The organism is Mycobacterium sp. NTMscope_Eco_3 (genome assembly GCF_976985685.1).
In genome coordinates this window covers 4,745,395-4,757,638 of record NZ_CDRJYZ010000001.1, presented here as the reverse complement: position 1 = coordinate 4,757,638, position 12,244 = coordinate 4,745,395, and the positions used below count along the sequence as shown (strand labels likewise).

The 12,244-nt window shown below is 66.9% G+C and carries 10 protein-coding genes; 5 read left to right on the top strand and 5 right to left on the bottom strand.

Translation table 11 applies throughout. From position 1 onward, the window contains the following. Positions 1 to 9: 9 nt before the first annotated feature. Complete coding sequence (locus tag AC0KTM_RS22025) at positions 10 to 1,764, bottom strand: cytochrome c biogenesis protein CcdA (protein ID WP_238956932.1); 1,755 nt, start codon at positions 1,762 to 1,764, stop codon at positions 10 to 12. Between the two features lie 124 nt (positions 1,765 to 1,888). On the opposite strand from AC0KTM_RS22025, the gene AC0KTM_RS22020 reads away from it, so the two are divergent. The 3 genes from AC0KTM_RS22020 to AC0KTM_RS22010 all read left to right on the top strand — a co-directional run bounded on the left by AC0KTM_RS22020 (position 1,889) and on the right by AC0KTM_RS22010 (position 6,127). Then, positions 1,889 to 2,575 carry a TetR/AcrR family transcriptional regulator gene (locus AC0KTM_RS22020; protein WP_225328389.1) on the top strand — a complete coding sequence of 229 codons (687 nt, stop codon included), beginning with the start codon at positions 1,889 to 1,891 and terminating at the stop codon, positions 2,573 to 2,575. A gap of 76 nt (positions 2,576 to 2,651) precedes the next feature. Then, on the top strand, positions 2,652 to 3,200 hold the full coding sequence (locus AC0KTM_RS22015) for an MmpS family transport accessory protein (protein ID WP_225328388.1): 549 nt from the start codon (positions 2,652 to 2,654) through the stop codon (positions 3,198 to 3,200). Beyond that, positions 3,197 to 6,127 (top strand): MMPL/RND family transporter, encoded by a 2,931-nt coding sequence (locus AC0KTM_RS22010; RefSeq protein WP_225328387.1) that lies wholly within the window; start codon positions 3,197 to 3,199, stop codon positions 6,125 to 6,127. The genes AC0KTM_RS22015 and AC0KTM_RS22010 overlap by 4 nt, the downstream gene beginning before the upstream one ends. A gap of 105 nt (positions 6,128 to 6,232) precedes the next feature. On the opposite strand, the gene AC0KTM_RS22005 is transcribed toward AC0KTM_RS22010, so the two are convergent. From AC0KTM_RS22005 to AC0KTM_RS21990, 4 genes are all read right to left on the bottom strand, one after another. Beyond that, positions 6,233 to 6,685 carry a DUF5078 domain-containing protein gene (locus AC0KTM_RS22005; RefSeq protein ID WP_225328386.1) on the bottom strand — a complete coding sequence of 151 codons (453 nt, stop codon included), beginning with the start codon at positions 6,683 to 6,685 and terminating at the stop codon, positions 6,233 to 6,235. A gap of 79 nt (positions 6,686 to 6,764) precedes the next feature. Further along, positions 6,765 to 7,670, bottom strand: coding sequence for a crotonase/enoyl-CoA hydratase family protein (locus AC0KTM_RS22000; RefSeq protein WP_238956931.1), 906 nt, complete (start codon positions 7,668 to 7,670; stop codon positions 6,765 to 6,767). A 2-nt stretch (positions 7,671 to 7,672) separates the two neighbouring features. Beyond that, positions 7,673 to 7,999 (bottom strand): macro domain-containing protein, encoded by a 327-nt coding sequence (locus AC0KTM_RS21995; protein WP_225328384.1) that lies wholly within the window; start codon positions 7,997 to 7,999, stop codon positions 7,673 to 7,675. Positions 8,000 to 8,009: 10 nt separating this feature from the next. Continuing rightward, the gene (locus AC0KTM_RS21990) at positions 8,010 to 10,112 is read right to left on the bottom strand and encodes a prolyl oligopeptidase family serine peptidase (RefSeq protein ID WP_238956930.1); all 2,103 of its coding nucleotides are present in this window, start codon (positions 10,110 to 10,112) and stop codon (positions 8,010 to 8,012) included. Between the two features lie 66 nt (positions 10,113 to 10,178). Here AC0KTM_RS21990 and exaC point away from each other — a divergent pair, with 66 nt between their 5' ends. After that, positions 10,179 to 11,702 (top strand): acetaldehyde dehydrogenase ExaC, encoded by a 1,524-nt coding sequence (exaC, locus tag AC0KTM_RS21985; protein WP_238956929.1) that lies wholly within the window; start codon positions 10,179 to 10,181, stop codon positions 11,700 to 11,702. A gap of 28 nt (positions 11,703 to 11,730) precedes the next feature. Continuing rightward, the gene (locus AC0KTM_RS21980) at positions 11,731 to 12,237 is read left to right on the top strand and encodes a DUF779 domain-containing protein (RefSeq protein WP_238956928.1); all 507 of its coding nucleotides are present in this window, start codon (positions 11,731 to 11,733) and stop codon (positions 12,235 to 12,237) included. Positions 12,238 to 12,244 lie beyond the last annotated feature (7 nt).

The window sequence follows — 12,244 nt, the reverse complement described above, 5'->3', positions numbered from 1 at the left end:
GCCGCCCGGCTACCCGAACGTGAACGAGAAGACCTGCAGGCCCTTGCTGACCCGCATGTCCAGCTGGTCGCGGTGCGCGCCGTCGTCGGCGACGATCTGATGCAGGGTGGGTGCCCCGCCGATCGTCGTCGTGGTGGTCTTGCCATCACGCGTCACGGCGATGGTGCCGGTGCCGCCGACGACGGCGTAGACATTTTTCGCGGTGTAGTTCAGCCGGATGGCGCAGTCCTCGCCCTCGGCGGTGGCGCCCTGGTCGTCCAGGGCCCAGCGGCCGCGCAGGGCGAACTTGTCGTCGGCCAGGGTCGGCGGGAAGCTCAGCGTGACGGCGCCGGACTTGTAATCCCCGCTGCCACCGTAGTTTCCGGTCCTGTCGACGCCGAGGTAGGTCTCGGGCGTGAGCCGGGTTTGCGGGGTGGTGTCGGCCGAATTCGCCGGTGCGGGTAGCGGGGCGCCGGGGTGGGCGTCGACGAGCAGCTGCCGGATCAGTCTTTCGGTGCCGTCGTAGTCGCCCTCGCCGAATTTGGTATGCCGCACTTGCCCGTCCGCGTCGATCAGGTATTCGGCCGGCCAGTACAGGTTCTGGTAGCTGTTCCACGTCGCGTAGTCGTTGTCCAGGGCGATGGGGTAGGGGATGTGCAGGTCGGCGGCGCCGCTGGCCACGTTCTGGGGAACCCGCTCGAACGCGTACTCGGGGGTGTGCACCCCGATGACGAGCAGTCCGCTGTCGCGATACCTGTTGTACCAATCGATTACGTGTGGGATCGCGCGCTGGCAGTTGATGCACGAGTAGGCCCAGAAGTCGATCAATACGACCTTGCCGCGCACTTCGGCGGGGCCCGGCGGTTTGCCGTCCGGGGTGTTGAGCCACCCGGTGACGCCGGTCAGGGCGGGCGCCGGCCCGCACTGCTGCAGCTCGGCGGAGCCGCTGGAGCAGTCACTCAGGGCGCCGTCGACGGTGGTGCTGGGCGGGCTCAGCTGCAGCCCGCTGCCGTGGTTCGGCCGCTGTGTGGGGGTGGGGTTCAGGCTGCGCCCGATGTCGTTGGCTCCCAGCTTGTTCTGCATCGCCGTCGTGTAGTCGGGGACGACGCGCTGCAGCATCGCCGGCAGGTTGAACACCAGCGCCATGGCCAGCACGATCATCGCGATCCCGCCGGCGATCTGAATCACGCGCTGCCGTCGGCGGAACGCGGCGACGCGCTCGGCGACGCGACGCCCCGCCAGCGCGAAGGCCAACAGCGGCAAGGCATTTCCCAGGGCGAACGTCGCCGTCAACACCAGCGCGCCGGGCCCGATCGACGACGTTCCGCCCGCGACCACGATCGCCGCCAGCACCGGACCCGCGCACGGCACGTAGAGCGCGCCCAACGTCAGGCCAAGCCCGAAACCGTCTGCGTTGGCGCCGATTTGGCGCTGCGGGAGGTAGGCGAACGGCCGCTCGATCAGGTGTTGGACCGGCGGGAAAATCAGGCCCAGGCCGATCAGGGTCAACACCACCAGGGCGGCCCACCGAATCGCGTCCTGCGGCAGGTGCAGCGCCGTCAGTAGCGCGGAGCCGAGCAGCGTGGCCAGGCTGAAACTGCACACCAGCCCCGCGATCACCAGATACGGGCGGGCCACGGAACTCACGCGGCGGGCACCTGCTCGTCTGCTGGCTCCGCTACTGCCCGCACTCGACAGCAGAATCACCGGGAGCACCGGCAGGATGCACGGCGAGATGCCGGTGATCAGCCCGCCGAGAAACCCGATCAGGGCGATGGTCTGCACGCGCTACTTCCAAGGACGCGAAGGGCGCCGGACGGTGAGCATGGTTCCACCTTTACCCGTTTGCGCCGCCGGCGAGAGTGACGTCGCACAAATCACGCAACGTGCGTTATACAAATCACACAACGTGCGTTACGCTCGGCCGGTGGCGCAACTAACATTCCAGCGCGCCCGCACCGAGGAAAAGAAGCGCCAACGTGCGGAGGCCCTCGTGGAAGCCGCACGCTCGCTGGCGATGGAGACGGGCGTCGCGTCGGTCACCCTCACCGCGGTCGCCAGCCGCGCCGGGATTCACTATTCGGCGGTGCGCCGCTACTTCAGCTCGCACAAGGAAGTTCTGCTGCACCTGTCCGCCGAGGGCTGGGTGCGATGGTCGAATACCGTGTCGGACAAGCTGGCTCGGCCCGGCGCCTCCTCGCCGTCGCACATCGCCGGGACGCTGGCCGAGGCCCTGGCCGACGATCCGCTGTTCTGCGACCTGCTGGCCAACCTGCACCTGCACCTGGAACACGAGGTGGACGCGGAGCGGGTCATCGAGGTCAAGCGCATCAGCACCGCCGCCACGCGCTCGCTCGCCGATTCCATCGAGAGGGCGCTGCCCGAACTCGGGCGGTCGGGGTCGCTCGACATCCTGCTGGCCGCGTACTCGCTGGCGGCCACCCTGTGGCAGGTGGCGAACCCACCGGCCGATCTCACCGACGTCTACGCCGAGGAGCCGGAAGTGGCTCCGCCGGAGTGGAATCTGGACTTTGCGACCGCGCTGACGCGCCTGCTGACCGCCACGTGCATCGGGCTCATCGCGGAAGCCTCATGAACTCAGGAAGGGGGCCGGTAGCGCTGTGGCTTGGCGAACTGCAACCGGTGAACACGGGAAGGACTTGGAGCGCCCAGTGACGACGACTGAGTCAAGGACGGAGCCGCTCCAGCAGCAGGGCTCCGCCGGCGGGGAGGGCAAAGAGGTCGCTCCGCAGCGCGGCAGGAAACAGGGGCTCTTGGCGCGTTTCTGGCTGGTCCTCACGATCGCGGCTGTCGTCGCGCTGTCGGGATTCGTCGTATACCGATTGCACGGCATCTTCGGCGTTCACCGCGGTTCGTTCGGTGGTGGCACCTCGGGCGAGGTCCTCGACGAGTTCAACGCCAAGACGATCACGCTGCAGGTCTGGGGCCCACCGGGCAGCACGGCAACCATCAACTACCTCGACGAAAACTCCCATCCGCAGCAGGCCCTCAACGTGCCCTTGCCGTGGAGCAAAGTATTGAGTTCAACGAAACCCGGCATCCCGGCAAACCTGGTGGCGCAAGGAGACGGCAGTTGGATCGCCTGCCAGTTCGTGGTGAACAAGCACGACGGGAGCGGTGACGTCATCAAGACTCCGAACCGCTCAGATCCCAACCAAACCGTGAACGCCTTCGTCTATTGCCTGGACAAGTCCGCATGAGCGAGCCGGGCGAGGTTCCGCCGCGCGTCGATCAGCCGCTGATCCCGCCGTTCCTGCCGCGAATGATCCATCGGCTGGCCCTGCCGATCGTCCTGGTGTGGTTGGGCATCGTGTTCGTCACCAACACCGTGGCCCCGCAGCTGGAGGTCGTCGCCAAAACCCACTCGGTGTCGATGAGTCCGACTGACGCGGCATCCTTTCAGTCGATGATGCGCGTGGGATCGACGTTCAAAGAGTTCAACTCCGACAACTCCGCCATGATCTTGCTGGAGGGCGACAAGCCACTCGGGGCCGACGCGCACCGCTACTACGACGAGATCGTCAGGCGCATCGAGCAGGACAAGAAACACGTTCAGCACGTCCAGGATTTCTGGAGTGATCCGCTGACGGCGGCGGGTTCCCAGAGCCACGATCAAAAGGCCGCGTACGTCCAGGTTTACCTCGCCGGCAACATGGGCGGCGGGCTGGCGAACGAGTCCGCCGCGGCCCTCCGCAAGATCGTGGACTCGGTGCCCGCGCCGCCGGGAATCAAGGCATATGTCACCGGCGCGGGTCCGCTGTTCGCCGATCAGTCCCACGCGGGTGAGAAGGGCGTCGCGAAGGTCACGCTCGTCACCTTCCTGGTGATCATCCTGATGCTGCTGTTCGTGTACCGGTCGGTGAGCACCGTGCTGATCATGCTGGCCATGGTGTTCATCGAGCTGGCAGCGGCCCGCGGTGTCGTCGCGACGCTCGGTAACTACGGCGTCATGGGGCTGTCGACGTTCGCCAACAACATGCTGGTGCTGATGGCGATCGCCGCCGGGACGGATTACGCGATCTTCGTGGTCGGCCGCTATCACGAGGCCCGCGGTCTGGGCGAGACCCGCGAACAGGCGTTCTACACCATGTTCCACAGCACCGCGCATGTCGTGCTGGGATCGGGGCTGACCATCGCCGGCGCGATGTACTGCCTGAGCTTCACCCGGCTGCCGTACTTCCAGTCGCTGGGGGTGCCGTGCGCGGTCGGCATGCTGGTCGCGGTGCTCGCGGCGTTGACGCTGGCTCCGGCGATACTGACGGTGGCGTCGTTCTTCAAGCTCATGGACCCGAAGCGCAGCCTGCAGACCCGGGGCTGGCGTCGGATGGGCACCGCGGTCGTCCGCTGGCCCGCACCGGTACTCGCGGTGACCATCGCGGTCGCGTTGGTGGGTCTGCTCGCCCTGCCCGGTTACAAGACGGACTACGACAACCGCCACTTTTTGCCGGCGGACACCCCGGCCAATGTCGGTTATGCCGCCGCGGACCGGCACTTCGACCAGGCTCGGCTCAATCCGGAGCTGTTGATGATCGAGACCGATCACGACCTGCGTAACCCGGCCGACTTCATCGTCCTGGACAAGGTCGCCAAGGCGGTCTTCCACATCCCCGGTATCGGCAGGGTGCAGACCATCACCCGGCCGTTGGGCACGCCGCTCGACCACAGCACCCTCGGTTTCCAGATGGGCGCGCAGGCCGCGGGGCGGATCCAGACCCAGCACTACCAAGAGGAGCAGGCGAACAATCTGCTCAAGCAGGCGGACGAGCTGCACAAGACGATGGCGACGCTGCATGAGCAGATGCAGGTGACCCAGGATCTCAGCAACACGACACACGAGACCACCAAGCTCACCAAAGAAACCGTGGAGATCACCGAGAGGTTGCGCGACGACATCGCCAACTTCGACGACTTCCTCCGGCCGATCCGCAGCTACTTCTACTGGGAGAAGCACTGTTACGACATCCCGGCGTGCTGGGCACTCCGGTCGGTTTTCAACGCGCTCGACGGCATCGACCAGGTGGCCCAGAACATCGTGAACCTGAGCGCGAACCTCGACAAGCTGGACAAGATTCAGCCCAAGCTGGTGGCGCTGATACCGCCGCAGATCGAGAGCCAGCAGCGCAACCTCGACACCATCATGTCGAACTATGCGATCACCCAGGGTCTAAACGAACAGGCGAAAGCGCAGTCCGACAACGCCACCGCGCAGGGCGACGCCTTCGACAAAGCGAAGAACGACGACACGTTCTACCTTCCGCCGGAGGCGTTCAAGAGCCCGGATTTCGCGCGGGGTCTCAAACAGTTCATCTCGCCGAACGGGCACGCCGTCCGGCTGATCATCTCCCATGAAGGCGACCCGGCGACTCCGGAAGGCATCAACCACATCGAGCCGATCAAGCAGGCCGTGCACGAGGCGATCAAGGGCACGCCCTGGGAGGGCGCCAAGGTTTACCTCGGCGGCACCGCCGCGACGTACAAGGACATGCACGACGGCTCCGACATCGACCTGCTGATCGCCGGAATCGCCGCGGCCACTTTGATTTTCGTCATCATGCTGGTGATCACCCGAAGCGTCGTGGCGGCCGTCGTGATCGTCGGGACGGTGTTGCTGTCGCTGGGCGCCTCATTCGGACTCTCCGTGCTCTTATGGCAGTACATCCTGGGTATGAAATTGCACTGGATGGTGCTGGCGATGGCGGTCATCCTGCTGCTGGCGGTCGGCTCGGACTACAACCTGCTGCTGATATCGCGGTTCAAAGAGGAAATCCACGCCGGGCTCAAAACCGGGACGATCCGCGCGATGGCCGGTTCGGGCTCGGTGGTGACCTCCGCCGGCCTGGTGTTCGCCGCCACCATGGCCACGTTCATGTTCAGCCCGCTGCTGGTGATGGCCCAGGTGGGTACGACGATCGCGCTGGGTCTCCTGTTCGACACCTTGATCGTGCGGTCGTTCATGACACCGTCGCTGGCCACCCTGCTCGGGCGTTGGTTCTGGTGGCCGCAGCACGTGCGGCCACGGCCGGCCAGCACCATGCTGCGCCCGTACGGGCCGCGTCGTGCCGTGCGCGAGCTGATCCTCAACGACGTCGAGGAGCACCCGGCGGGCGGACTGGTACAGCCGCGCTGACGGGGCCGCCGGTTCACATTTCGCGAAAATGTAACTGCCGACGCCTTCCTCGTGGGAAACGCGTCGGCAGTTGCAGTCTCGCGGGCCGTCAGGCGGCCATGTGGATTACGACCAGTTCCACACCGACATGTCGCCGGGCGGGTATGTGTTGCAGATGTCGGTGGCCTTGGCGACCACGCCCTTGTTGTTCCAGAAGATCTTCATGTGGTTGGGCCAGGCCAGCCACAGCGGATCGGACTGTGGCGCATAGAAGTTCTCGGAGTAGTTCCGGCGGTCCGCCGGTGACAACGCGTAGAACCAGTGGGCCTTGTCGATGGCGGCCTGGTTCACGTTGGGGTGGTTGTTGAAGTCGATCATGTAGCGCTGGTAGTACACCGGGCTGGTGTCCCGGGTTGCCGCCAGGATCTGCTCGGCGTCGCACGTGGTGTTGATCATTCGGCGGGGGATCGGGAAATCCTCCGTGGAGTCGGCTACCGCGGTCGACGGGAAGATCGCAGCGGTAACACCCAGAGCAAGGAACGCGGCGCCTGCACGCAGGCCAGTACTCAGCCGAGACATAGCCGTTACGGTAGCACTTTTTGGCCCGACGCGGATATTTCCCAGCTCACTGCCAGCGGATCCCTAGCCTGGCTCAGTATCAGTCCCGATCAGGGACGATGACGTGCGAGGGGTCTGGCCGCAGCTCCGGCGGGGCCTGGCTGTAGTCCCCGAACGGGCCGTCGCGGCGCGCGACGGCGGCCCGCACGCCCTCTGTCTCGGCGGCCTTGATGAAGCCCAGGGCCTCGGGCGTATTGCGCATCAGGCCGTCGAGGATGCCGCCGAGCGTCTGGGTAGAGGCCAGGCCCATGTTCTCGTAGGCCTGGTTGACGATCAGCTTCTGCGCCTGCAGCTGCGACAAGGGGATCTGCGCCAGCTCGGCGGCGATCTCGGCCACCCGCGCTTCGAGGCGCTCGAAGGGCACCGCCTCGTTGATCAACTCGATCTCGGCGGCCTGCACGCCGGTCAGGGGCCGGCCGGTCAGCGAGTGCCACTTCACCTTGGCCAGGCTCAGCCGGTAGAGCCACATCCCGGTCAGGTACGCGCCCCACATCCTGCTGTAGGGGGTGCCGATCACGGCGTCCTCGCTGGCGATGACGAGATCGGCGCACAGCGCGTAGTCGCTGGCCCCGCCCACGCACCAGCCGTGCACCTGGGCGATCACCAGTTTTGACGCCCGCCAGATGGCCATGAACTTTTGCGTCGGTCCGGTCTCGCGGGAGCTGACCATCGCGAAGTCCTTGCCGGGGTCCCATTTCCCGTCGCTCATCATGGACTCGCCCCAGTGCTGGAATCCGCCGCCGAAGTCGTAGCCGCCGGAAAACGCCCGGCCCGCCCCGCGCAGCACGATGACCTTGACGGACGGGTCCCGCTCGGCCAGGCCGACGGCGGCCTCGATCTCGTCGGGCATGGGCGGCACGATCGTGTTCAGCTGCTCGGGCCGGTTCAGCGTGATGGTGGCGACCGGGCCGTCCGCCTTGTACAGGACTGTCTCGAAGTCGGGCATCGCTAGCCCTCCTCGGTGGGCGGGTCGGCCTCGCGGTTTTCCGGCGAGGAGGCGTAGATCCGCCCGCCGATCTTCAGGTACGGGGTGGTGAGGTAGGCCGAGAACGCGACGATGGCCGAGAAGATCGCCGCCACGACGACGCCGTTGGGCCACAGCTGACCGGTCCCGATCGCGAAGCAGACGATGCCGATGATCGCGGTCGCCCAGTAAAACCTCCGGCCGGCGCGGCGATGCTTTACGAAGCGGTACCGCGCCTGCGCCGCCGAGGCCAGGATGAAGATCAGTCCCGTCGCCAGCAGGGTGAGTTCGATGCGTTGGATCGCTGACACGTCGACGATCCTATGGCCGCGCGAGCATTTGCCACAGGAACGAGTAGGTCAGCGCCGACTTGAACGCGACCTGCTCGTTGTCGGCGGCGCCGGCGTGGCCGCCCTCGATGTTCTCGTAGTAGAACACCGGCTGGCCCGCCGCCTCGAGCGCCGCCGTCATCTTGCGGGCGTGGCCCGGGTGCACCCGGTCATCGCGGGTCGACGTGGTGATCAGCACCGGCGGGTACCGGCGCGTCGCCGAAATGTTTTGGTACGGCGAGTATTCGGCGATGAACTCCCAGTCGTCGGGATTGTCCGGGTCCCCGTATTCGGCCACCCACGAGGCGCCGGCGAGCAACAGGTGATAGCGCTTCATGTCCAGCAGCGGCACGCTGCACACCAGCGCGCCGAATTTCTCCGGGTACCGGGTCAGCATGATGCCCATCAGCAGGCCGCCGTTGCTGCCGCCCTGCGCCCCGAGCTGCTCGACCGTGGTGATGCCGCGGTCCACCAAATCGGTTGCCACGGCGGCGAAGTCCTCGGCAACCTTGTGCCGCCCCTCGCGTATCGCCTGGGTGTGCCAGCCGGGACCGTATTCGCCGCCGCCGCGGATGTTGGCCAGCACGTACGTGCCGCCGCGGGCCAGCCACAGCCTGCCGAGCACGCCGCTGTAACCGGGAGTGTTCGACGATTCGAATCCGCCGTAGCCGTAGAGCAGGGTGGGCGCCGGCGCATCGGACGCCGGGCCGCCGGGCCGCACCACGAAGTAGGGGATCGGCGTGCCGTCCTGCGACTTCACGAAATGCTGTGCCACGGAGATGTTTTCGGCGTCGAAGAACGCCGGGGCGGACTTGAGCGGCTCGAGGGCCCCGTCGTCGGTGCCCCGCATCAGCCGGGACGGAGAGTCGAATCCGCTGGAATCCAGGAAGAACTCGTCGCCGGTGTCGTCGGCGGAGACGACGACGGTGTTGGTGGCGGCGGGAATCCCGGCCACCGGTTCGCGGCGCCAGCCCCCCCGTGACGATCGCAAGCGCGGCGGAGCCGGGCGCAGCGGGTCGTCACGCGATGGCGGCGTGGCGATCTCGACGCGGCTGGCCACGTCGAGGAGCGAGACGATCAACAGCCGGTCGCGGGTCCACGCGTAGTGGTTGAGCGCGGTGTGCTCGTCGGGTTCGAAGACGACTTGCAATTGCGCTGTGCCGGCGAGGAATTCCTCGTAGTCGGCGGCCAGCAGCGATCCGGCGCGATAGGTCGTGTCGCCGAAGAACCAGTCACTGCGCAACTCGACCAGCAGCCATTCGCGGTGCAGGCTGACGCTGGCGTCGGTGGGGGTGTCGATGCGGATGAGTTCCGGGCCGCGCAGCTCGTAGAGCTCTTCGTTCCAGAAGTCCAGGGCCCGGCCGATCAGGGTGCGTTCGAAACCGGGAATCCGGCTGGCGCTGGCCGCCACGTTCACGTCGGAACGGGCGCCCTCGAAGACGGTTTCGGCCTCGGCCAGGGGCGTGCCTCGGCGCCACCGCTTGACCACCCGCGGATAGCCGGACTCGGTGAGGCTGTCTGCGCCGAAGTCGGTGCCGACCAGGACGGTGTCGGGATCCTCCCAGCTGACCTGCGACTTGGCTTCCGGCAGGTCGAAGCCGTCTTTCACGAATTCCCTTGTCAGCATATCGAATTCGCGCACGATGGAGGCGTCCGAACCGCCGCGGGAGAGGCTGATCAGCGCCCGGGTGTACTCGGGGTAGATGACGGCGGCGCCGGCCCACACCCATTTCTCGCCGTCGGCCCGGCCCAGTTCGTCGACGTCGATCAGCACGTCCCACTCGGGGGCGTCGGTGCGGTAACTGTCCAGCGTGGTGCGCCGCCACAGCCCGCGGGGGTTGGCGGCGTCGCGCCAGAAGTTGTAGAGGTACTCGCCGCGGCGCACCACGTAGGGGATGCGGGCGTCGGTGTCGAGCACCTCGAGCGCCTCGGTGCGCATCCGCTCGAAATCGGTGTCGCGGAAGCGCGCGAGCGTCGGCTCGTTGCGCGCGCGCACCCAATCCAGCGCGTCGTCACCGGTGACGTCCTCGAGCCAGAGGTAGGGGTCTTGGCCGTCTTGCGGGTCGGTGCGCGCTTGCGGCGTGATGGAAGCCATGGAAGCCATTGTGGCCGCGGCGGTACTGTGAGGTGTATTACACAGCCGAATGAGGAGTGAGAGCAGATGACTGTTTTCGCACGTCCAGGTTCTGCCGGGGCGTTGATGTCGTATGAGTCTCGCTACGAGAACTTCATCGGGGGGCAGTGGGTTCCGCCGGCGCGGGGGCGCTACTTCGAGAACCCGACACCGGTCACCGGCCAGACGTTCTGCGAGGTCGCCCGCTCGGATGAGGCCGACGTCGACAAGGCGCTCGACGCCGCCCACGCGGCCGCGCCGGCGTGGGGCAAGACGGCGCCGGCCGAGCGGGCCGCGATCCTGAACAAGATCGCCGACCGCATCGACGAACACACCGCCGCGCTGGCGGTGGCCGAGGTCTGGGACAACGGCAAGCCGATCCGCGAGGCGCTGGCCGCCGACATTCCCTTGGCGGCCGACCACTTCCGGTATTTCGCCGCGGCGCTGCGCGCGCAGGAGGGCTCGCTGAGCCAGATCGACGACGACACCGTCGCCTACCACTTCCACGAGCCGCTCGGCGTGGTCGGGCAGATCATCCCGTGGAACTTCCCCATCCTGATGGGTGCCTGGAAACTGGCGCCCGCGCTGGCGGCGGGCAACGCGGTGGTGCTCAAACCCGCTGAGCAGACACCGGTTTCGGTGCTCTACCTGATGTCGCTGATCGGCGACCTGCTGCCGCCCGGGGTGATCAACGTCGTCAGCGGGTTCGGCGCCGAGGCCGGCAAGCCGCTGGCGTCGAGCAACCGGATCGCCAAGATCGCGTTCACCGGCGAGACCACCACCGGGCGACTGATCATGCAGTACGCGTCGCAGAACCTGATCCCGGTCACCCTGGAACTCGGGGGCAAGAGCCCCAACATCTTCTTCGCCGACGTGATGGCCAAGGCCGACGACTATCAGGACAAGGCGCTGGAGGGCTTCACGATGTTCGCCCTCAACCAGGGCGAGGTGTGCACCTGCCCGTCGCGCAGCCTGGTCCAGGCCGACATCTACGACGAATTCCTGGAGCTGGCCGCGATCCGCACCAAGGCGGTCCGGCAGGGCGACCCGCTGGACTCCGAGACCATGCTGGGATCGCAGGCGTCCAACGACCAGCTCGAAAAGGTGTTGTCCTACATCGAAATCGGCAAGGACGAGGGCGCCAAGGTGATCACCGGCGGCGAGCGCGCCGAGCTCGGCGGTGACCTGTCCGGCGGCTTCTACATGCAACCCACGATCCTGGGCGGCGATAACACGATGCGCGTCTTCCAGGAGGAGATCTTCGGGCCGGTGGTGGCGGTGACGTCGTTCTCCGATTACGACGACGCCATCTCGATCGCCAACGACACCCTCTACGGCCTGGGCGCGGGGGTGTGGAGCCGCGACGGCAACACCGCCTACCGGGCCGGCCGCGACATCCAGGCCGGCCGGGTGTGGGTGAACTGCTACCACGTCTATCCCGCCCACGCGGCGTTCGGCGGCTACAAGCAGTCCGGCATCGGCCGGGAGAACCACAAGATGATGCTCGACCACTACCAGCAGACCAAGAACATGCTGGTGTCCTACTCCGAAAAGGCGCAAGGGTTCTTCTGACGCGCCGGCGACGATGCAGAGCGAAGCGATGAGGAGGAGCGGCGCCAAGGGTCTCGCGCCACCAGGAGTGGCCATCACCGCCCCGGCCGCCGAGGTGCTCACGCGGCTGCAGGCGGCGCACGGGCCGGTGATGTTTCACCAGTCCGGCGGCTGCTGCGACGGGTCGTCGCCGATGTGTTATCCGCTCGGCGACTTCCTCGTCGGCGATCGCGACGTCCTGCTGGGCGTGCTCGACGTCGGGTCCGACGGGGTGCCGGTGTGGATTTCGGGCCCGCAATACGCCGCCCACTATCGCGACAAGCACACCCAGTTGGTGATCGACGTGGTGCCCGGTCGCGGTGGCGGGTTCAGTCTCGAGGCGCCCGACGGCGTCCGGTTCCTGTCCCGCGGTCGCGTTTTCACGGCAGCAGAACAGGCGTCTTTGGCCGGCGTGCCGGTCATCACGGGCGCGGGTTACGAGCGTGGTGAACGCCCTGCGACACGGGGTCCGGTGGTGGCCGACGCGGGCGCGCAGACATGCCCTGAGCCTCGGTAACCGCAGT

Excerpts from the sequence above, each read along its gene's own strand:
- AC0KTM_RS22010 (WP_225328387.1), top strand. The coding sequence starts at position 3,197 with ATGAGCGAGCCGGGCGAGGTTCCGCCGCGCGTCGATCAGCCGCTGATC.
- AC0KTM_RS22005 (WP_225328386.1), bottom strand. The coding sequence starts at position 6,685 with ATGTCTCGGCTGAGTACTGGCCTGCGTGCAGGCGCCGCGTTCCTTGCT.
- AC0KTM_RS22000 (WP_238956931.1), bottom strand. The coding sequence starts at position 7,670 with ATGCCCGACTTCGAGACAGTCCTGTACAAGGCGGACGGCCCGGTCGCC.
- AC0KTM_RS21990 (WP_238956930.1), bottom strand. The coding sequence starts at position 10,112 with ATGGCTTCCATCACGCCGCAAGCGCGCACCGACCCGCAAGACGGCCAA.
- exaC (WP_238956929.1), top strand. The coding sequence starts at position 10,179 with ATGACTGTTTTCGCACGTCCAGGTTCTGCCGGGGCGTTGATGTCGTAT.
- AC0KTM_RS21980 (WP_238956928.1), top strand. The coding sequence starts at position 11,731 with ATGAGGAGGAGCGGCGCCAAGGGTCTCGCGCCACCAGGAGTGGCCATC.